This window comes from Dyadobacter bucti (genome assembly GCF_005869225.1).
GTDB classification, from domain to species: Bacteria; Bacteroidota; Bacteroidia; order Cytophagales; family Spirosomataceae; genus Dyadobacter; species Dyadobacter bucti.
This window is the reverse complement of sequence record NZ_SWFP01000004.1, coordinates 58000-78170: the sequence shown is the minus strand read 5'-3', so window position 1 is coordinate 78170 and position 20171 is coordinate 58000. Positions and strand designations below refer to the sequence as shown.

Here is a 20171-nt window from a genome sequence, read left to right as displayed (position 1 = left end):
ATTGGATTAAAGGTCCCCTGGTTTGCCACCTTTCCGCCAGAACGCTTCGATGTCTTCCAGTGATTTGCCTTTTGTCTCGGGAATGTAATAATATCCCCAGGCCGCCCCGATAACACAAATGAATGCATAGCACCAAAATGTGATGTCGATGCCGAGCGAGTTTACCAGTTTTAAAAATGTGAATGCAATGACTGCATTAAAACCCCAGTGGGCCAGCGAGCCGATACTCATGCCTACTCCCCGCACATTCAATGGAAATACTTCAGAGATCAGCAGCCAGCCCAGCGGAGCGAGACTGATGGCGATAAAGATGATGTATGCCACAATACTCAGCACCGCAAAAGCCGGCAAACTGGCTCCCAGGGCTTCTTTGAAATGAAAACAAGCTCCCAGCAGGATTAATGAGGGGATCATACCGCCAATCCCGATCATGTACAACTTCCTCCGCCCGATCCTGTCCAAAAGAAATACAGACAGCAGGCAGGCTAATACATTGACCACTCCGATAATGATGGCTGGTATAATGGATTCTGTATTACTGACTATACCTGCCATTTTAAAGATGATAGGAGAATAATAAATGATGGTGTTTACACCGGACAGCTGCTGAAAAAAGAATATCCCCACTGTAATGATCAGCGGGGCTCTAAGCCAGGGCTTGAACACTTCCATCACGCTGGTGTGATTTTCTGATTCCTGATGTACCTCCTGTTTGATATTTTCCAGTGTTTTTTCAAGCAAGTCAGGATCTTCCACTTTTTTCAGAACCTTAATACCATCTTCCAGCCGGTTTCTGCTGATCAGCCAGCGTGGCGTTTCGGGGAGGAAAAACATGCCGACAAGCAGGATCAGTGCCGGCACGAGTCCAACCAGAAACATCCACCGCCAACTTTCATTGTTGCTATCATCCGATAATGCGTAATCAGTAATGTATGAAACCAGGATCCCGATGGTAATCATGAGTTGGTTCAGCGTAACCAGGGCGCCCCGGACCCTGGTTGGAGAGATTTCGGCGATGTACATCGGCACCACATAGGATGTAATGCCGATGGCAACGCCAATCAGCAATCTCATAATGATCAAAACCGTGACGGTTGGAGCAAATGCACACCCGACCGCACCGAGCGAGAAAATGACCGCATTGACGATGATCATGTTTTTCCGTCCGATGATATCAGAAAGTTTTCCGCTGCCTACTGCCCCAACCACTGCCCCGATCAGAACAGTAGTTGTGACCCATTCAATACTGGCATCGCTCAGCTGCCAGTATTGTTTGAGAAACGGCAGTGCCCCGGATATAACACCCGTATCAAAACCGAACAACAGGCCCCCCGTGGCAGCAACCAGGGCGATCATCAAGACATTTGGTCTTATTCTTTCCTTTTTCATTGAACCGGTGTTATTGTGAATCAATTGAAGTGATCGGCGTTACCAGCCGACATTCTGCTTGTATAAGCCGCGACTGTAATTTAACTGCGCCAACGGAATCGGAAGGTATTCGTCCCTGTTCTTCTGAAACCTGGCATCTTTCAGATAGACCCGTTTGGAGGACTCTTCCGTAAAGTATTTATTTAGATATTCAGCCGCAATACCCCACCGTACCAGATCGAAAAAACGGGAACCTTCCATTGCAAATTCAAGACGGCGTTCCCAAACAAGCGCCTGCCACGCAAAGTCTTTGGTCCACGTACAGTTTACTCCCGGTTTGTAGACATCCATCTTGTAGTTGGAAACAAAAGTACCATTCGCATATTTGAGCCTGGCGGTGCTTGCAGCAGCGCGTTGTCTGATCGAATTAATAATAGGCAAAGCCTCGTTAATTTTATCCAGTTTGATCAGTGCTTCGGCCTTCCACAACAACACGTCCGCATAGCGGATCACCTGGAAGTTCTTGGAACTCGACATGAACGGGGGAACCTTCTGGAAAGACGGATCGTCGGGCGCGACGGTTTCTTTCAGCGTCGAAAAATAGCCGTACACCTGCGGCGCCCTTGCCCAGGTTTTTTCATAAATAAAATTTGTGCTGTATTTATAGGGATGTCCGGGAATGGCCACCGTATGATCGAGGCGGGGGTCAAAACTGTTTACTTTGAAATCGTCCCCTTCCTTCGCATCTGTATTGTTGAATGTAGCAAACATAGGTAAACCAGCATTGTCAGTTTTAAAAGCATTGACCAGGTTCTGGCTGGGAAGATGAAAACCACAGCATCCGAATTCTTTATTCATCGGGTAATTCAAAGCCACACCCATGTTCAGCCTGCCTTTTGGCGTACCGTCCTCTTTTGAATACTGAACAGAAAAAACAGATTCAGGCGCATTGTCAAACTGGGTGAGAAAATTGTTGGCAAAATCTGCATTCAAACTGTATTTCCCCGACGCCGTAACCATATCGCAAAGAGAAATCACCTCTTGCAATTCTGCCGGATCAACGGTTGTCACATTGTTGTTCTCATCTTGCTTATATGCCTTGTATAATAGCGTTTTTGCAAGATAAGCCATGGCCGCCTGCTTGTTGACGCGCCCGATCTCTGGCTGGGAAACAGGAAGATTTTCGATTCCAAACCGGAAATCCTCCGCGATTTTATTCCATAACTCGTCATTGTTCAAATCTTTATTAGATACTTCCGCATAACTGGTTTCAGGAATTGTTTCGTCGATATAAGGTACATATTTATATAATACTTTCAATAAAAAGTAGAAATGTGCCCGTATAAACCGAACTTCCGCCTGCCTCGTTTTTTTATTGGGAAAGGCAGATTCTTCCAATGCGTTTATTCTCCTCAAAGCGTCATTGGCCCTGGATATGCTTACATACAGAAAATACCACATCTTATCTGTATTTCCGCTTTCAGGCCTGTTACCAGTAAATATTTCGTAGTTATGCCAGTTGGTATTGTCGCCGGGACTATCGCCTCCTTTATAAGCGTCGCCGCTACGCATGCTTCCCCATGGCCACAAGGAATAAGAGGTATGTATATCGTCATTTCCAAGTCCGGAATACGCCGCAATTACCATTTTTTCGACATTAGCAGGTGAATTCAATTCATCTCCGGAAATGACACCCTGCGGATTTTGGTCCAGTGCGTCTGAGCAGGACAGGCAAAAACCTGTCATCGCCAGCACTATATATCTGAGTTTTTTCATTGCTGTCTTTGTTAGAAAGTCTTAAAGAGTGATGTTTAATCCCAGGGTGTAGATGGTCGGGATCGGGAATGTGGCATTCGGCGCCTCCGGATCCGGCCCGGTATATTTTCCGCTTTTGATCGTGAAAATATTGCTTCCCTGCACATATATCCTGGCCCGCTTGATCCTGATCTTATTTGCAAGACTGCTCAGATCATAACCGATCTGTGCGTTTCGCAGCCGCAGATAAGAGCCGGGTTCCAGATAATAAGTGGAAAACTGTTCCTCCTGATTTCTGTTTACAAGTGTCAGGGCAGGAATGGTCGACTTCGTATTCTGGGGTGTCCAGGCATCCTTAGTTCTTGCCCCCCAGTTGGTACCCGGCCAGAGAGAAGAAAAATCCGTGTAAATCTTACTCTGGTTATTGACACTTACACCCTGCACACCCTGAAAAAAGAAGCTGATATCAAGTTTCCTGTAACTACCATTCACATTAATACCATAGGTGAAATCGGGATCGCTGATACCAATATAGTCCCTGTCGTCACCGGTTATCTTTCCATCACCATTCACATCTTTATACCGGATCCGCCCGACGCCCTTTCCATTCTGGGTTGCATGGGCGTCCACCTCCTCCTGGTTTTGAAAAAGTCCGTCTGCAACATATCCATAATAACTATTGATAGATCTGTTGATAATCACCTTATCATTGCCATTACCTGGAAAAGCGGTCAATGAATTTGCCGGAAGCTCGGTAATTTTGTTACGGTAGGTAGCTACATTGGCCGATATGGTGAATGTAAATTCTTCTCCCACTTTTCCATCATAATTTACAATGGCCTCAAAACCCTTGTTTCGCATGGAAGCACCGTTGACCGTCGGGTCCCCTCCTTCCCCGATCACGGCAAGGTTTGGAGGTGTCAGCAAAATGTCGCTTGTGTTCTTGATAAAATAGTCCAGCGAACCCGAAATTTTTTGGTCAAATAATCCAAAATCAAGCCCGAAATTAGATTGTACGGTTGACTCCCATTTTAATGCGCTATTCCCCCGCTGTGTCTTTGTGAAACCGGATGGCAGCTGACCTGTGTTTGATCCGGTGATATCGTAAGCACTTCCTCGATCTCTGTCGAATGTATTGTCGGTACCATAAATAGCCGAATAGAGATTATATATAGCATTGTTGGGCAGTGCCTGATTTCCATTTTTACCCCAACCATACCGGAACTTCAAGTCTGAAATGGCCGGGATGTTCTGCTTGATAAAATCCTCTTCGCTTAAACGCCAGCCTACCGAAAACGCAGGAAATACACCATACCGGTTCTCAGATCCAAATCGGGAAGACCCGTCCCTTCTGACCGTTGCAGACGCCAGATACCTGTCATTGTAGGTATAGTTCAATTTTCCGAAAAATGATAATAGAGAATTACCGCTTCCTGACCCTCCGTTGTCCTTGGTAGTGGAGCCGGCGTCGAGATACGAATAATCAATATTTTCGAGCGAATAACCCATTCTGGACCCAAAGAAGGTCTGTGAAATGAATTTGATCTGTTCACTTCCAACCATCGCATCGAATGCGTGTTTACCAAAAGTCTGATCGTAATTCAGCGTATTTTGCCATACCCAGTTGCCGCTGTAATCCTGGGAAGTGGTCACCCGGTTTGCAGGATCAACCAGAAATCCGGACACATACGATTTCTTTAGGTTACGTGAATAGGTGCCATTGTAATCAATTCCTATCGATGTTCTTGCCGTTAAAGCCGGAGTAATTTTCAAATTCGCATAAGCGTTTCCAAATAACCTGTAAAAATTGGATTTGTTCTGGCGGTTATCTTCGATCAACCTTACCGGGTTTTGCCTGTCGGTCATCCCTGGTCCCGGGCCTCCCCAACCACCGTCAATCGTGTGCACCGGGATGATCGGTTGTGCCAGTAAAGACAAGTCCACGCTACTCTCCGCAGGCACTGCCGTACCCACGCTGTATGTTGCCGAAAGGTTTTCGCCAACTGTCAACCGGCTGTTAAAAAGCCGGTATTCCGAGTTAACCCTTGCCGTTATACGTTTCAATGAGGAGCCGCGTATGATTCCTGAATTATCATAATGGCTTAACGAGAAAAGGGATTGTCCTTTTTCGGTTCCCGTTGACAAGGTCAGGTCTGTACTCTTGATCATCGACAATTGAGATATTTCATCAAACCACCGCGTGTCGGCCGGCCGCATTGTTTTGGCTGCATCCACAAACTCCGGAAGAATGACCTGGTTCAGGATGGGATTGGCATAATCGCCATTCCAATCATACTGATAAGTCTGGTTGCTGTTCGGATCATTTCCCGGCCCGTCATTGACTGCCGCCTGCCAGTATGCCCGGCCCCTTTCCTCCGTGTTCAGTACTTTTATCTTGGACACATACTGCTGGAGAGAAAAAGATGTATTCAGATCGATTTTTGTTACGCCGTTTTTCCCCTTTTTAGTCGTAATAATAATCACCCCATTGGCCGCCCTCGATCCATAGATCGATGCCGATGAAGCATCTTTCAGCACTTGCATGGTTTCGATATCCGCCTGATTGATTTCGTTCAAGCCGCGTTCTGTCGGCATTCCATCAATTACATATAAGGGATTGTTGTTACCGATCGTACCAATCCCGCGTATTCTGACTGTTGCACCACCTCCCGGCGAACCATTGGTGGTGACGTAAACTCCTGGAATTCTCCCCTGCAATGCTTTCATGGGATTCCCCAAAGGGACATCCTTGATATCGGTGGTTTTAACGACGCTGACAGCTCCAGTGAGGTCTGCCTTTTTTTGTGACTGGTAACCAGTAACTACGACCTCGTTCAGCCCAAGCGTCTCATACTCCATGGAAACAGTAACAGGGTCCGGTGAACTGTTTACCACCAGGGTGGTCGTTTTCATACCCACAAAAGAAAATGTTATTCTTCCGCCCACCGCCGCGCTGATTGAAAACCGGCCATCTTGATCTGATATGGCCGATCCCTGCTCTGATATCACAGTCACTCCCGCAAGCGGGCTTTGTAGTTCCATACTGGTTATGGTGCCAGTCACTATCCTATTCTGAGCAAATACTGCCAGAGATAAAAGGAGAAGATGGATTGTTAAAGTTATTTTCATATGATCCGTTTGGTAAGAAATGGTTAAGGACTGGGCTATTCCGGGAGATGGTCAGGGAGGTGCCCGTAAAAATTCATTTAGGAATAATCCCAAAACCAGAGGCTTTAAATTCTTCATTTGTCTTTTACAATTAGCTGATATACAATAAGTTTAAAAATTTAAACGTTTAAAGTAAATGGTAAAAAAATTATTTTTTATAGCACGAATCTCCCAGAACAAGACTCGCTTCCAAATGCACATGCATTTCAATTTTTTTATGATTGATCAGATTTAACAAATTCTTTACAGCGAGCTTACCCATTTCGTCCAACGGTTGCCGGGAATGCGTGATAGATGAATAAAATAGCTCAAATGCCTCGGATTCGTCGAAACTAAGCACCGAGATTTGATCAGGCACTTTAATGTTATGCTTGATCAGGTATTTCAAACCGTTAAGCGTTAGCGTATCGGTTGCAAAAAAAACCGCGTCACAAGGTTCATCCAGGCTTAGAATTGCATTCATCGCAACAGGCACCTCCTCGTCCCTGTTGCTGTTGCTTACCTCTTGAAGCCAATTCTTATTAAATTTAATTTGATGGTCTTTCAGCGCATCCATATATCCTCTGTTCCGCTCCTTGAAATGAAATGAAGTAGTACTGTAGTTGATAAATGAAATTTTTCTGTGCCCAAGTGATATCAGATGTTTTGTTGCATTGTAGGCCGATTTGTAATTATCCAGGGTAATATAATTGGTTTCCAGTTCGGGAAAATTTCTATCTACAAGAATAAACGGAATGTCTGCCCTCTGGATCATCCTGATTTCTTCCTGCGAATTATCAACGGGCACCACAATCAGACCTTCTACCCGATGGTTAATAAATGTCGTAATCAACTCGGCGAGGTTTTCCCGGTTTTCATTGGAACTACCATAAATCACCGTTAAGTGGTTTTTCTTTGCCTCTATTTCTATTGCCCTGGTTATCCCCGTACTAAACCGGTAATTGATATCCGCTACAACTAACCCTATTGTGCGCGTCTTATTTGTTTTAAGACTTTTTGCTATCTGGTTAGGTTGGTAGTTAAGCTCTTTGGCCACCTGCTTGATCTTAATGGCTGTGTCATGGTTCACCTGCTTTTGGACAGCCTGGCCATTCAGCACGTAAGACACCAGCGCAATCGAAACGCCGGCTTGTTCAGCGATATCCTTTAAGCCAACCTTCGCCAACTTATCAATATTTATAGGTAAAATAGAATTATAGGACAAGAATAATTACTTTAAACGATTAAAGCAAAGGTTGACAAAATTTTTCCCAAATATTTTTCACAAAACATCAAACCGTCCGATCAACGAGTTCTGCGTTTTTAAAACAGGCAAAGACTTCCCGATAAAACTCAGGGTGAGATTGCCAGGTCTGTCCGGTAACTATATTTCCGTCGCGGACAGACTGTTGGGTACAATACGTACCGCCGCCCATCTCAATTTCTGTACGCACATGTTCATAAGCTGTTAACCTGCGATCCCTGGCTAGTCCGGCCGTCACCAAAATCTGGATCCCATGACAGATGGCGAAGACCCATTTTCCCTGCCGGTCAAAATCGCGGACTAGTTCCAGCAGCGGAGCATAGTTGCGCAAGTACTCGGGGGCACGGCCGCCCAGCAGCAGGATTGCGTCAAAATCGTCAGCTCTTGCTTCCTCAATGGTCAGGTCCGAAGCAAGACAATAGCCAGGTCGTTCTACATACGTATCCCAACCGATTTCAAAATCGTGCATGACCAGGTTGAGCCGACGCTTGCTGGGTGCGGCAATGACAGCGATATCGCCCTCTTCCTGAAAACGGTGAACGGCATAGAGGGTTTCATAACTTTCGCCACCATCTCCGGTGACGATCAGGATTTTCCGATTCATAATAAAAAAATTAGGACATTAAGTGTTAGTAGGGCCATTACCGGGCTAAAAAATCAAAAGTCAGTGCGAAGGGCGACCTACCCAAATATACAGTTAGATCCTGATTGCAATCCTTTTAATCACTCCCAGATTTTTTAATTAAGTTGATTGACGATGATCCGCGAAACGAGAAGACTCTCAGGCTTTAAAATATACTACTAGCTCTGGAAAATCATGGCAAATCAACAATTTAAGGACTGTATTGATGCTTGTGTTGCTTGCGCGGTGGCTTGCAGTTATTGTGCAACTGAGTGTTTAAAAGAGGAAAACCCGAAAAATCTTGCTAAATGTATACAGCTTGATCTTGAATGCGCCGCCATCTGCCGAAGCGCTGCCGAAGTAATGAGCCTGGGAAGCCAATTCAGTGCACATTTATGCAGAGTTTGTGCCGATGCCTGCATAGCTTGCGCGCAAGAATGTGAGCAACATGCCCAAATGGGTATGGATCATTGCCACGAGTGTGCAGAAGCCTGTCGTCATTGTGCTGACATTTGCGAGGAGATGGCAACATCGGTGTGAGCATTAAGCATTTTTAGATACAATTGGTGCGAACGATACATTTCAATACCCTCCTTAAAAGTCATTAGCCGCTGTTCGCCCCTCTTAACATTCACCATACTAATTTGAAATGCGACTTTCCAGTGCCCGTAAATTTCTTTCCAGGCATGGAATAGTGAATGTTCCGGATCGTATATGTGCGTGGGCTCGCTGCCGGTCCCGTTTAACTCAATAATCGAAAAGTCTCGCCCCGCTGTCAACTCTTCCCAGCTTCTAAAACGGATATCGAGGCGGCCGAAATAGAAGCCATTGACCTGTTTGCACGCACGATCGATCACGCCGATCAGTTCGGGAGTAATGCGGTCCTGAAGATTAACAAATTTGCAGCCGCGGCTATGATTGCCGTAGGGAACCAGGTTCAGCGTTTCGCCCGCAGCCGGGATTTCATCAAATCGATTACCGTATGTTCTGGACAATGCCGGAAGTTGCAGCACGGCCCTTTCATTTTGCATGAGCAATGTCAGCAGATTATTTTTACCATCACCCGTCACAATCAAAAATTCCTTTCCGACAATGCCCGAAATGTGTCCACGATCTTCTCCGGGAAACCGGTAATAAAAAACGCCGATCTCTTGGGGATAATTGATATATTCCTGCAACAGAAAATCTACTCTGCTATTTTGTCGATAATCTTGCAGGTCATCAGCCGTCTGCAACAGCTTCACTTGCAGGCCGCGCTCTCCAATGTCGGGTTTGGCGATTAAGGGAAATGTCAATGATGATTCCCGGACAAGCGATTCGATTACATTGACCGACATTCCGGCCTTACACAGGATAGTTTTGGGGTAGTATCCGGCAGGAAGCAGCGGATAAATATCGCTCTTGCGTTCATGGATAAAACCGGAATTTTCAATCCCGGGATTAGCTGCGCTGAAGAACCAAAGAGACCTCGCGCGCACACTGAGCCACAGCCACAACGGCACAAGCGGTAAGTAAACGCATTCGAACGGCCAGTATTCCCAATGCTGTAAGCGGATCAGGAACCTTTTCGTTTTCCAATAAAAGTTGTCAAAATGATGTTTTCTGGTTTCAAACGGCTTATGAAGATTTTTTTCCGAATGAAGATCTTGGTAGTGTACCCTGCTTTGACCAGCCGAAGAAATTTCCAGCAAGGTGACGCTTACCGTTCGCATATTTGGCACCATACGGGTCTGGCAGGTCTCGTATTTTAAATCATCGCCCAGATGATAGGAAAGCACTTTTTCGGGGGTGATCAAAGACTCTTCACTAAGCCATTCTTTCAAATTACTCTCACGCTGTTTTTGCACGGTACGATCATATAATGTCGACGATGACCAAACATGCGCTTTGCCTGGATCTAAAAAGTTTATGTGCCTTAGTTTTCCATCCCAGGTACAGCGCCGCAATTGGTGTTCATAAAAAAGAATCAATGTAAATGGTTCTATATCGTCCAGTTCAATAGTGTCAAATCTTTCGACAGGCTCATCTGAGCTGATAATTTCAAGCATCACGATCCCGCGACTTTGCCGGTATGTTGTTTGACGCGTATGTTTTTCAAAACCACCATTGAGCAAAACTGCCGCCGAGTGACCGTCACGCAACGCGATCCACGTGCCGCCCGCCTGCGTGTCTTTGGGGTATACAATTGACTTATTCCCCGAATCATACGTCTGCGGCGGCAAGGCTGCCGGGCGGTCCGCGCGCTCGTCACGGTTCGAGGTAAGGAACACGCCGTTGGCAGTTGGGACATAGGTTACTGTGCACATTGGGCCTGCCGGTATTGAATGGTTGATTGGGCAACACCAAAATGGTCCGGGAGACGGATGTCGGCAATAGTCAGCACGCCGATTTTCATTAACGCCATGTGGTGCACGGCATGTTCGAGATTGTAGATCAGCTCCCTTTCATAATTGGTCAGGATTTGGCATTCGAGGCCCGAAGATGTGTCTGTGTATGCGAGGTGAAGCAGTTTGTTTTCAGTTTTTAAACTGGCCGCCACTTCCTGCAATCGTACAATTGCGTATTGGCGCTGCGTTTCGATGGCTTTATCCCGGCGCCTGGCATCATAGTCTATGCAACCCGTCTGGAAACCCTGACTAAGCTCCTGGAAGAATTCGATCACATGCCTGACATGTTCGCCTACTGAAGCGCCTGAGAGCACCTCTAGTTTGACTGAGAATTGCGCATCACTCAGCTCATGAAGCATGTTGTCGATCTGTTCCACCACCGATGTAACTGAATCTGTTATTTTCCTATTCATAAGGCTTTTTTTAATGATCTGGTAACCCTGCCGCGCCGGCACGGCAGGATTTATTATTATCTTCCTTGCACATTGATTCCCGAGAGGCTGCCGCGATACCAATAGGCTAATGTGAGGCAGCTGCACAGCACCAGTAAAGCGTAGATGAAAAGCTGGCCAGAATCACCCTGCACTTCAATGCCCAGACGTGTAAGGTGCATAAACAATGCGCCGGTCATAACACCCATGCCGATCAACGCGCCATAAGGCGTAGTCCGTGGAATGAGGATCAATATCGATGCGACCAGCTCAAAAATCCCCACCAGAATGCGTCCCCACGGCTCCATACCGACTTGTGAGAAGATATAAACCGATTCGGGCGAAGCTGTAAACTTGAAGTAAAGCGTTTGCAGCATGATCCCTGCGGCTACCAGCCTCAGCACCCACGACCATCTGTTACGGTTCCTGGTCGTCATGGCTTCGAATTTTTAATGAGTGGCCACTGCACATCCGCCTGTTCGATGCGCTGTTCCTGGTTTTTAGACCAGCTGTTTTTCACTTTCATATTGTAATTGAAATATAACTTATCGTCCACAATGGTCCAGGTTTCTGCCTGGGTGGGCGCTTTGTGACCTTCGGAAGTACCATAAGCGCAGTAGCCGCCGTATTGGGGAACAAATTTTTCGGGCTCGGCTTTGAAGGCTTCCAGATTGGCGCTGCTCGCGAAAAGCCAGTCTGATTCCTTGTATTTGTAAACAAGGCTGTCCACTCCCTCGACCGGCTTGCCTTCTTTGAAAAACGCCACCACATCGTAGCCTTTAATGGCCTTTCCGTCGGGTGCAAAAATCTCTGAATGCTGGGCGTAGCTGCCCAATGCGGACAATATGAATGCTGCTATTAGAATGAATCTTTTCATTGTGATTTGGAAAATTTAAGGTACAAACCGCGCCCAATTCTGATCAGCCCGGCCTTTCAGACGGCTCTCGTCCTGATTCCAGCTTTTGAGCGTATTATTGAAATATTTGTTATAAAAAAGAAAGAGCTTACCGTCCAGGATTTTAAAAGTTTCCGGATCCACTTCCACTTTTTCGCCCTGTTTACCCATCGCATAGGCGCACCAGCCTCCATACTGAGGCTCATAGCGGGCGGGGTTCTTTGCAAATTCCTCGCGGTTTTGCTGCGAGATAAACCGGTAAGTGGTTCCGTTGTACATGGTGGTTATCTCCTTTTTTCCTTCAAGTGCCTTGTGGCTTGTGAAGTAAGCGACCGGATCATAGCCCTGGATGGCCAGGCTTGATTTTTCAAGATTAAACTGCTGTTTGCGTACTTCTGCCGTTTGGCCGAAACCGTGGCCTGAAATGAGAAATAGGAACAGTAGTATGCCAATTTGTTTTTTCATAAATGATTGGGATAAAAGCCTCGGCGTACTGCCGGGGGCCACTATGGTTATTGAAGCGTTACTTTAACGATATTATTGATCGCTGGCAGCGTGGTGAAAGGGTTAGGATTTGGAACGGGCGCTATAACCTTGCTTTCAGTCAACGGAGTTCCGGCCAGGTTGAACTGCGTAATGCCTGCACCTGGAAACTGGTCGATGGCCGTTCCGTTATCATACAGTGTTACCGAGCTGGAAAAGTCGCCGGTTGCATTGGCATCGATATCATTGCCGTGCGTAGCGAAGAACCAGTCGTTCGAAAATCCGTACATGGTCGCTATCGCGATGCGGTCGCCGGGTGCCAGCGTCAGCTGCTGAGAGACCTTGCCTCCTGCATTACCACCGATCTTGGGAAGCAGTACAGTGCTGGTGGGTTCTTTGAGCACGTACACATTTTTGATCCCGATTTTGTTTTTTAGTGCGGCTGCCAGCACGTCGGCATTGCCTTTCTGCGCCAGTTCTTTTAATCCTTCGCCCCGGTCGTTTTCACCTGCTTTGAAAAATGGATTTTCACTTCCGCTGTAAACCACCACCAAGATCGGCGAGAGTGGCGTGAAAATGCCTATCTGCGAGGTTAACATCGCGCTCATTGGCGCATTGTCGCCTGCTTCCGCAATGCGGGTTAATCCTTCCGTGGTGGCTTTTCCGCTGGAATAAATCGGTTCGGGCAGAAGAAAGTCGGTGCCGGCGGTGTAAGAGATCGCCCACACGCCGGGACTGAACGGCGTCTCATTGGCAGTGCCACCCGACTCGTTTTTTAATGTGATAGTAAATCTTGAATTACCGTCGTATTTCAGCGAAACATTCATCAATTGTGCCGCCGGAAGGAATGTATGCCCATAGTCGTCAGTGCCCTTTACTTCCTTAATATTTATTGGTGCGGACTCGGCAGTTCCTGGGTGAACGAGCGCGGCGCCCGGAGCGGCATTTATCCGGCTGCCATTGTCCCACAACTTAACCTGTGCCGACACGTCACCGGTAATGGGCGTTCCGTCGTCGCCATAAAGCCTGATGCCCGGATTTTCCGGTGCAAAAAACAGGTCGTTGCTCCATCCGTACATGGTCGCAAAAGTAAGCCGCTGGTTCTTCGCCGCTGAGAAAGAGATCGATACCGACTGTCCTGGCAGGATCACCGGCGGTGTTCCCGCTCCCTGGAAGGTGCCCGACTGGACTAATGGTTTGCTGTCGAGCACATTCTCGATGGTGATCGTTTGGGCTGTCGGTTGCGGTTCGTGGTCTTTGGTGCAGGAAGATAAAATAAGGGCTGTTATGGAAAGCCCGAGCATTGATTTGATCATGTCGTTGTCAGTTTTGCGTGTTTGAATGATGCAAAGCAAAAAAGACGATATCCCGCCGCAGTCACGGAATTATAACAAAAGTATCACAGCGGCCTATCGCGCTGTTTTATTTATATACTTTGTAAAAAAACGGCACGGCATGGACTCAAAAAATGTATTGATCATTGAGGACGACAGCGCTATCACCGAGCTGCTGACGATCCATCTGTCGGACCTGGGCTGCAAAATCAGCGCTGAAAAAAACGGGCAGAACGGGCTAACCAGAGCATTGGCCGAGACATTCGAACTGATCATTCTCGACGTCATGCTTCCCGGCCTGAATGGTATGGAAGTGTGCAGGAAGATCCGGCAAAGCGACAGGCAGACGCCGATCCTGATGCTGACTGCGCGATCGGAGGAAATTGATAAGGTGATGGGGCTGGAAACCGGCGCGGACGATTACCTGACCAAACCATTCAGCGTGCGGGAATTTATTGCCCGGGTACGCGTGATCTTCCGGCGCAATGAAGAAAAAGCACGTTACAGCTCGCCGCAATCTGCACAGATAACCATTGCCGACCTGGAAATTGATGTAGACAAACGCAAGGTGATGTTGCGAGGAGATCGGATTGAGCTTTCACCCAGGGAATTTGAGCTGATCGTACTACTAGCCTCCAATCCGGGCAGGAGTTACAGCCGCAAACAGTTGCTGAGCCTCGTTTGGGGTTATGATTTTGAAGGATATGAACACACGGTCAACACGCATATCAACCGGCTGAGAGGAAAAATAGAAACCGACGTGTCGAACCCAACCTATATACTTACTACCTGGGGCATTGGCTACCGGTTTAACGAAGAATTGTGATATGTCTGTAAAAACCATCAGCGGTAACCTGCTATTCTGGAAGATCAGCACCGTTTTTGCCAGTTTGCTGCTGGTACTTGCGCTTGTGTTCGTACTCATCGGCTCACGGTTTTCCAAAACCTACTATATGGCCGCACATCAGCAGCTTTATGGTGATATTGCCGGTCACCTGGCCACTTTTACGCAACCGATCAAAAACGGCCGACCCGATACGACCGTCACCCACGACATTATCCATTCCACAATGGTGGCCAACCCGAGCATAGAGGTGTATCTGCTTGATACACTTGGAAATATCACGGATTATGTAGTGCCCGAAGCGACCGTTCACATGAAAAAAGTGGATATGAATAAAGTGCATGAGTGGCTGGCTGCCGACGACAACCACCGGCCGTTGGGCGACAATCCCAAGCATCAGGGCGAGGCCAGTATCTTTTCGGCAGCCCCGGTTCTGGAAAACGGGAAGCTGGCAGGTTATGTCTATGCGGTACTCGCCAGTGAAAAGCAACAGGAAATCCTGGGCTCACTGAATAGTGATCTCAATTTCAGGCTAGCTCTTTACATCTTTTTCGCGGCATTGCTGGGTGCGTTTGTTGTCGGCATAGTCACATTTTTTCTGATCACCGACAGCATTTGCAGCATTGCAGGCGTGGTAAAGCGCTTTCAAGATGGCGATTACTCGGCGCGTATACATGGGTATGCAAAGGGAAACCTGGGCGTTTTGACCTCTACTTTCAATGAAATGGCCGACGTTATTGTGCAGAATTTTGAGAAAATTACCGCGACCGACCGCTTTCGGCAGGAACTGATCGCCAATGTGTCTCACGACCTGCGGACGCCGCTTTCGATCATGCAGGGTTATGCCGAAACGCTGGCGATCAAACGCGAAACATTGTCCGGCCCCGAAACCGAACGTTATCTTTCAATTGTGCTGGAAGGCACCAAAAAGCTTTCTATGCTGGTTGACCAGCTGTTTCAATATTCAAAACTGGAATCAAATGTGGTTGAACCGCAAAAGGAGCTGTTTCCGATTGGAGAGCTGGTTTCCGACATTCTCAGTGCCTATCAGCTGAAAGCCGAACAGCGGAATATCCGTTTGAAACTCGACACATCCGGCATTCTTCCTGCTGTTTTCGCGGATATTGGTCTGACGGAGCGGATCTTCCAAAACCTGCTGGATAATGCATTCAAATTCACCCCCGACGGCGGGCAGATTTCAATTGCCTTGTCTGAGGCAGGCGATGGTGTCAGGATCAGAGTGGAAGATACGGGCGTAGGCATTGCCAAAGAATATCAGGAGCAGATATTTGAGCGCTACAAACAAGCAGACTTGCAAGCAGCTTCGGCAAAAGGCATCGGGCTGGGCCTGGCGATCGTCCGCAAGATCCTTGAATTACACCAAAGCTCCATCCGCGTTTTCAGCGAGCAGGGAAACGGCGCCGCATTTGAGTTTGTATTATTCTCACGCTAATGCCACTCCTCGGTATTCTTAATGCCAAGCTCCCCAGGTTTGAAAACAGGGACTTTACCCGCGTCTTTCTGATTTTGATAATCTTTGAGGGCTAGTAGCGCTGGTTTGCGCAGTAAAAGAATGGCAATAATGTTGAGCCATGCCATTAAGCCAACCCCGATATCGCCGATCGTCCAGGCAAGTGCGGCCGTTTTCACTGAACCGTAAAAGGTAGCGGCCATGATCAGGATTCTCAGTGCCCACAGATAACCTTTGCTGTTCTTGCCTTTCAGCAGATAGCTCAGATTTGTTTCGGCAATATAATAGTAAGCCATCACGGTGGTAAAAGCGAAGAACAGCAGCGCCACAGCAACAAACCCGCTGCCCAGCGCAGGGAAATGTACGTTAATCGCAGACTGTGTAAATTCGGCACCCATCGCTGCGCCGGGAATGTGCTCGACGAGAAATCCACCTTTGGGATTCAATACGTTATACTGGCCGGTGAAAAGAATCATTAATGCTGTGGCGGTGCATACAAAAAGCGTGTCGACATATACTGAAAATGCCTGCACCAGACCCTGCATTGCCGGATGGCTGATTTCAGCAGCCGCAGCAGCGTGGGGCGCAGTTCCCTGTCCGGCTTCGTTGGAATAAACACCCCGCTTCACCCCCCATAAAACTGCCATCCCAAAAATCCCTCCAAACGCCGGTTCCAGATCAAATGCCGAGCGGAAGATCAGTGCGAAAACGCCGGGCACTTCGGTTATATTAAGGCCAATGACAATCAAGGCCATTAAAATGTAGGCGCCCGCCATAAACGGCACCACAAATTCGGCCACTTTTCCGATCCGTTTTACACCTCCGAAAATGATGAGTCCGAGTAGAATCGTAACGGCGCCACCGGTGATTTCAACCGGTATTTCAAATGCGCTGAATGCGCTGGTGGCAATGCTGTTACTCTGTACACCTGGCAAAAACAGGGCTGTGCTTGCAATCGTGGCAATGGCGAAAAGGTTGGCATACCATTTCATACCAAGCCCTTTTTCAATGTAATAAGCCGGACCGCCGCGATACTGGCCATCCTGAACAGTCTTGTAAATCTGTCCCAACGTTGCTTCGACATACGCCGATGCGGCACCCAAAAATGCAATTGCCCACATCCAAAACACAGCTCCCGGCCCACCCATGGCGATGGCTGTGGCTACACCAGCGATATTACCGGTGCCCACGCGGCCTGAAATGGCGATCGCAAATGCCTGGAAAGAGGAAACTCCTTTGGTCGATGACTGTCCGTTGAAAAGCAGTGCAACCATATCTTTGATATATCGGACCTGTAAAAATCTTGTTACAAAAGAAAAATAAATTCCGGTGACCAGACAAAGGCCGATCAGAACATTACTCCAAATAATATCATTGATAGCATTAACTATTTGCTCCATTTCAAAGGACGAAAATTAGAAGGGTGAATTTTACAGGCCCAAATGCCAAATAAAGCGAAATTTATTTAAACCTGGGTAACCCCTTTAATATCAAAATGACATCACCAGCCATGGCATTAACTGCTGATGTCATTTTTTCAAGTGCCTCACTAGCATAAGCATGGTCAAGCGCCATTTTGTTTTGATCATTCTTGACAAATGTGACATACTCTGCCACTGTACTATTGTTTTCTTTCACTTCAATGGCGTCCGTAGTACTTGTTTATCCATATTTTCATCGTCCTTCTTTTGCTTTGTACAAGAGATTGAGCTGATAAAAAGGCCCAAAAAGCAGCTTAAAGTAGCTTTTTCGACTTTGTGATTTTGTTATCCTCAATCTTAATAGCTTTCATAATAACTGAGTTCTTTAAGTGAGAAAATAAATGGTTAACACCTTAGAGCTTGAAGCCCAGAGTGGCTCTGAGTATGTTATTTTTCTGATTGCTTTCTTTAAACAATTTGCTCATTCCCCATTCATGTGAAAAATCCAGGGTCACAAAACCAAATTCGAGACCGAATCCCGCATTCAGTCCGTAAGAAAAATCTTCAATATTGTCTTTATCGAAACGCTCAGACCCATTCTGGTCGACATTCAGGACATAGTTCCCCACTACTCCGCCTTTGATGTTAAACCTGAAAAAGCCGCCTTTTGCTTTGGTAAGATAAACGCCCAGCATCAACGGCGCTTTTAAAGAATGGATTCGTGGTCCGGTTAAAAGTGGTGCTGTCGAAATGCTATCCTCGCTGGTGACATCGATGGATGAGCTGAAATAATGTACACCTGGCTGAATAAAAAACCTGCGCATCCTGAATCGGAAATCAAGGCCCGCATTCCAACCTGCCCGTCCTTCATACTGATCATCCTGAAAGTCGGCCTTAAAATTCGAAGCATGGATTCCTACCATTGGAATTACCCACATCCCTGAATTTCTTTCCGGTTTTTCTCCGAACCTTTCCCTGAAACCCAGTCGCGAATCTTTATCTGTTGATTCGTTATCACCTGATTCATATCGACGTGGAGCGGAAGAGTAAGGTGCAGAGCTTGGGGCAGATGGTTGACCATTCTTGTATCTTAGCCAAGCTTTATAATCTTCGTAATCATCGTTTCCCTGATTTGCTATCCGTTCTTTGACAGCCTGGGCTTCCTTGGATTGTTGACCATTGTAGTCAGATGGAACAATGATGTTGTTTATGATAATGGTCGGTTGTCCGGTCTGCTGCGGATAATTTTTGTAAGTCGACTCCAAAACACGTTGTGCCACCTCAGAAGTGCTGCCCGCATTGGGGTCTAGCGTCATGTTACGTTGTATAACAGATGGTGCATTGGCGCTAGACTGGATCGACGAAGTGCTCTGCGAAGCGCTTGTCTGTGGGACATCAGCAGTTTCTGCAATGGATGTCTCTATAGCCGGGGCAGTTATCCTGACACTCGAAGCCATCTCTTGCTCTTTTTCTTGTATTTCTTTTTGAAGGTTTGCGATTTCCTCATTCAGCTTGTCAAAGTTGTCAGATGCTTTCCGGGCATTTTTTGCATCACGCTGGGCATCATTGGCAGCACTGGAGGCTTTTCTCGCTAACTTTTTGTCTTGTGGGTTTTCGGTCAGCTGGTTGGCAGCCACCGTGTTTGCATTTGCTGACGCCTGAGCTTTTTCCGCCGTTTCTTGCATCAGTACTTGTCTCTTTTGTAAATCGTTCTGCTTTTCAGCGACCTCGATCTTCTTTTCGTTGATCTCCTTGCTCAACTCAATCACTTTCTGCTGGTTATTTAAAGCTTGCAAAGAATCTTTGTAGGTAGGTTGTGCAAATGCAGGTGCAGCAAACAGCATAGAAATTAACAAATGGGTAAGTTTGGCTTTCATAGGGATGTTTATTTAATGAAGAAATTAACCAGTGCAGTCAGCCAATGAGATGGTAGAACTTGACAAGAATAATTCGCCGAAATTGGGAAGTTGCACTGGTGAAGCTACCTAAGGGTTGTAAAATACCATGCCTATGAATGAAATAAACAATGATGCGCTGCGATACTCTGATGCCCGCACAGGCATATGTTAAGGTACTCACTGGCATGATTATGAGACTCTGTAAAATAAAAACTTGATAATATGCATCATGCATATTAAATGTGATGACAGTGAAAAACTTTTTTCAGAAACGATATTCCTGGATATCTTTCTATTTATTTACTTTCTGCATTACATTACGCAGTCTGTCAAATATGAGGTAGTAATACCAAGGATATTCAATGATACACTCGATGCCCTAAAGAAAGCATGTCCGCGAGAGGATCCGCCATCTAATTTCACAATTCCAGTTACACCGCATAGCATCAATTCTGTAAGGTCAGGCATTTTCGAAGCGATAGATCTTGAGAGGTTATCTTCGCTGTGCCTCAAGCATGATTTTGAAATAGCTATTTTGATCACGCCTGGAACATTCCTGCTGCCCGGGATTCCCATATTTTCAACAAGCAAATTATTGACAAAAGATATTCAGAATGAAATTATTGAGCTGGCATCTATTTCAGTTGACCAAAGTATTCGGGAAAATTTGCACTGCCTTAAATAGCCCTGTTTTATATACAAACTCTGGTATAATAGAATGAATATTTATGATTTAGTTGATATTTTAAGTATAATGGTAAATATTACCCTGGTAAAATCCTGAAAGTCTATGCTACACCTTGCTTTATTCGGTCTCCGAGCAACCCTACTACCAATTTTAATCTTTGGCC

18 protein-coding genes are annotated in these 20171 nt (G+C 46.5%); 4 read left to right on the top strand and 14 right to left on the bottom strand.

Translation table 11 applies throughout. The annotated features are described in order from the left end of the window. Window positions 1-6 precede the first annotated feature (6 nt). The 5 genes from FBF61_RS14255 to FBF61_RS14235 form a co-directional block, all read right to left on the bottom strand. Window positions 7-1389: a sugar porter family MFS transporter gene (locus FBF61_RS14255; RefSeq protein WP_138478284.1), complete on the bottom strand. Its 1383-nt coding sequence runs from the start codon at window positions 1387-1389 to the stop codon at window positions 7-9. 39 nt (window positions 1390-1428) lie between these two features. Continuing rightward, on the bottom strand, window positions 1429-3144 hold the full coding sequence (locus FBF61_RS14250) for a RagB/SusD family nutrient uptake outer membrane protein (RefSeq protein ID WP_138478282.1): 1716 nt from the start codon (window positions 3142-3144) through the stop codon (window positions 1429-1431). A 21-nt stretch (window positions 3145-3165) separates the two neighbouring features. Then, complete coding sequence (locus tag FBF61_RS14245) at window positions 3166-6252, bottom strand: SusC/RagA family TonB-linked outer membrane protein (protein WP_138478280.1); 3087 nt, start codon at window positions 6250-6252, stop codon at window positions 3166-3168. 187 nt (window positions 6253-6439) lie between these two features. Next, window positions 6440-7456 (bottom strand): LacI family DNA-binding transcriptional regulator, encoded by a 1017-nt coding sequence (locus FBF61_RS14240; protein ID WP_166444528.1) that lies wholly within the window; start codon window positions 7454-7456, stop codon window positions 6440-6442. A gap of 106 nt (window positions 7457-7562) precedes the next feature. After that, entirely contained in the window at window positions 7563-8138 is a 576-nt protein-coding gene (locus FBF61_RS14235) for a DJ-1/PfpI family protein (RefSeq protein ID WP_138478274.1), read from the bottom strand. A gap of 213 nt (window positions 8139-8351) precedes the next feature. On the opposite strand from FBF61_RS14235, the gene FBF61_RS35405 reads away from it, so the two are divergent. Next, window positions 8352-8696, top strand: a complete 345-nt coding sequence (locus tag FBF61_RS35405) for a four-helix bundle copper-binding protein (RefSeq protein ID WP_138478272.1) — start codon at window positions 8352-8354, stop codon at window positions 8694-8696. On the opposite strand, the gene FBF61_RS14225 is transcribed toward FBF61_RS35405, so the two are convergent. The 6 genes from FBF61_RS14225 to FBF61_RS14200 are packed head-to-tail and all read right to left on the bottom strand — an operon-like array spanning window position 8654 to window position 13668. Further along, on the bottom strand, window positions 8654-10462 hold the full coding sequence (locus FBF61_RS14225; RefSeq protein ID WP_138478270.1) for an NRDE family protein: 1809 nt from the start codon (window positions 10460-10462) through the stop codon (window positions 8654-8656). The two genes, FBF61_RS35405 and FBF61_RS14225, sit on opposite strands and share 43 nt — an antisense overlap. Next, window positions 10450-10956, bottom strand: coding sequence for a DinB family protein (locus tag FBF61_RS14220; protein WP_138478268.1), 507 nt, complete (start codon window positions 10954-10956; stop codon window positions 10450-10452). Before FBF61_RS14220 ends, FBF61_RS14225 begins: the two co-directional genes overlap by 13 nt. Window positions 10957-11012: 56 nt before the next feature. After that, window positions 11013-11411 carry a DoxX family protein gene (locus tag FBF61_RS14215; protein ID WP_138478266.1) on the bottom strand — a complete coding sequence of 133 codons (399 nt, stop codon included), beginning with the start codon at window positions 11409-11411 and terminating at the stop codon, window positions 11013-11015. Continuing rightward, window positions 11408-11851, bottom strand: a complete 444-nt coding sequence (locus tag FBF61_RS14210; protein ID WP_138478264.1) for a YHS domain-containing (seleno)protein — start codon at window positions 11849-11851, stop codon at window positions 11408-11410. The genes FBF61_RS14215 and FBF61_RS14210 overlap by 4 nt, the downstream gene beginning before the upstream one ends. 15 nt (window positions 11852-11866) lie before the next feature. Next, window positions 11867-12334: a YHS domain-containing (seleno)protein gene (locus tag FBF61_RS14205; protein ID WP_138478262.1), complete on the bottom strand. Its 468-nt coding sequence runs from the start codon at window positions 12332-12334 to the stop codon at window positions 11867-11869. Between the two features lie 47 nt (window positions 12335-12381). After that, window positions 12382-13668 (bottom strand): spondin domain-containing protein, encoded by a 1287-nt coding sequence (locus tag FBF61_RS14200; protein WP_138478260.1) that lies wholly within the window; start codon window positions 13666-13668, stop codon window positions 12382-12384. A gap of 139 nt (window positions 13669-13807) precedes the next feature. Here FBF61_RS14200 and FBF61_RS14195 point away from each other — a divergent pair, with 139 nt between their 5' ends. Both FBF61_RS14195 and FBF61_RS14190 read left to right on the top strand, forming a co-directional pair. Further along, a complete protein-coding gene (locus FBF61_RS14195) occupies window positions 13808-14512 on the top strand; it encodes a response regulator transcription factor (protein ID WP_229215048.1) in 705 nt (234 codons plus the stop codon). Window position 14513: 1 nt separating this feature from the next. Continuing rightward, window positions 14514-15983: a HAMP domain-containing sensor histidine kinase gene (locus FBF61_RS14190; protein ID WP_138478256.1), complete on the top strand. Its 1470-nt coding sequence runs from the start codon at window positions 14514-14516 to the stop codon at window positions 15981-15983. On the opposite strand, the gene FBF61_RS14185 is transcribed toward FBF61_RS14190, so the two are convergent. From FBF61_RS14185 to FBF61_RS14180, 3 genes are all read right to left on the bottom strand, one after another. Next, window positions 15980-17401: an alanine/glycine:cation symporter family protein gene (locus tag FBF61_RS14185; RefSeq protein ID WP_138478254.1), complete on the bottom strand. Its 1422-nt coding sequence runs from the start codon at window positions 17399-17401 to the stop codon at window positions 15980-15982. The genes FBF61_RS14190 and FBF61_RS14185 overlap by 4 nt on opposite strands. A gap of 61 nt (window positions 17402-17462) precedes the next feature. Continuing rightward, window positions 17463-17639: a hypothetical protein gene (locus tag FBF61_RS34640; protein ID WP_166444527.1), complete on the bottom strand. Its 177-nt coding sequence runs from the start codon at window positions 17637-17639 to the stop codon at window positions 17463-17465. A 196-nt stretch (window positions 17640-17835) separates the two neighbouring features. Further along, window positions 17836-19299: a porin family protein gene (locus FBF61_RS14180; protein WP_138478252.1), complete on the bottom strand. Its 1464-nt coding sequence runs from the start codon at window positions 19297-19299 to the stop codon at window positions 17836-17838. Window positions 19300-19549: 250 nt separating this feature from the next. On the opposite strand from FBF61_RS14180, the gene FBF61_RS35555 reads away from it, so the two are divergent. After that, window positions 19550-20005: a DUF2254 family protein gene (locus FBF61_RS35555; RefSeq protein WP_138478250.1), complete on the top strand. Its 456-nt coding sequence runs from the start codon at window positions 19550-19552 to the stop codon at window positions 20003-20005. Window positions 20006-20171: the final 166 nt, after the last annotated feature.

Bases quoted from the DNA above. Each gene is read 5' to 3' on its own strand.
- FBF61_RS14185 (WP_138478254.1), bottom strand. From the start codon at position 17,401: ATGGAGCAAATAGTTAATGCTATCAATGATATTATTTGGAGTAATGTT.
- FBF61_RS14205 (WP_138478262.1), bottom strand. From the start codon at position 12,334: ATGAAAAAACAAATTGGCATACTACTGTTCCTATTTCTCATTTCAGGC.
- FBF61_RS14255 (WP_138478284.1), bottom strand. From the start codon at position 1,389: ATGAAAAAGGAAAGAATAAGACCAAATGTCTTGATGATCGCCCTGGTT.
- FBF61_RS14180 (WP_138478252.1), bottom strand. From the start codon at position 19,299: ATGAAAGCCAAACTTACCCATTTGTTAATTTCTATGCTGTTTGCTGCA.
- FBF61_RS14225 (WP_138478270.1), bottom strand. From the start codon at position 10,462: ATGTGCACAGTAACCTATGTCCCAACTGCCAACGGCGTGTTCCTTACC.
- FBF61_RS14215 (WP_138478266.1), bottom strand. From the start codon at position 11,411: ATGACGACCAGGAACCGTAACAGATGGTCGTGGGTGCTGAGGCTGGTA.
- FBF61_RS14195 (WP_229215048.1), top strand. From the start codon at position 13,808: ATGGACTCAAAAAATGTATTGATCATTGAGGACGACAGCGCTATCACC.
- FBF61_RS14235 (WP_138478274.1), bottom strand. From the start codon at position 8,138: ATGAATCGGAAAATCCTGATCGTCACCGGAGATGGTGGCGAAAGTTAT.
- FBF61_RS14200 (WP_138478260.1), bottom strand. From the start codon at position 13,668: ATGATCAAATCAATGCTCGGGCTTTCCATAACAGCCCTTATTTTATCT.
- FBF61_RS14245 (WP_138478280.1), bottom strand. From the start codon at position 6,252: ATGAAAATAACTTTAACAATCCATCTTCTCCTTTTATCTCTGGCAGTA.
- FBF61_RS14190 (WP_138478256.1), top strand. From the start codon at position 14,514: ATGTCTGTAAAAACCATCAGCGGTAACCTGCTATTCTGGAAGATCAGC.
- FBF61_RS35405 (WP_138478272.1), top strand. From the start codon at position 8,352: ATGGCAAATCAACAATTTAAGGACTGTATTGATGCTTGTGTTGCTTGC.
- FBF61_RS14250 (WP_138478282.1), bottom strand. From the start codon at position 3,144: ATGAAAAAACTCAGATATATAGTGCTGGCGATGACAGGTTTTTGCCTG.
- FBF61_RS14220 (WP_138478268.1), bottom strand. From the start codon at position 10,956: ATGAATAGGAAAATAACAGATTCAGTTACATCGGTGGTGGAACAGATC.
- FBF61_RS14210 (WP_138478264.1), bottom strand. From the start codon at position 11,851: ATGAAAAGATTCATTCTAATAGCAGCATTCATATTGTCCGCATTGGGC.
- FBF61_RS35555 (WP_138478250.1), top strand. From the start codon at position 19,550: ATGCATATTAAATGTGATGACAGTGAAAAACTTTTTTCAGAAACGATA.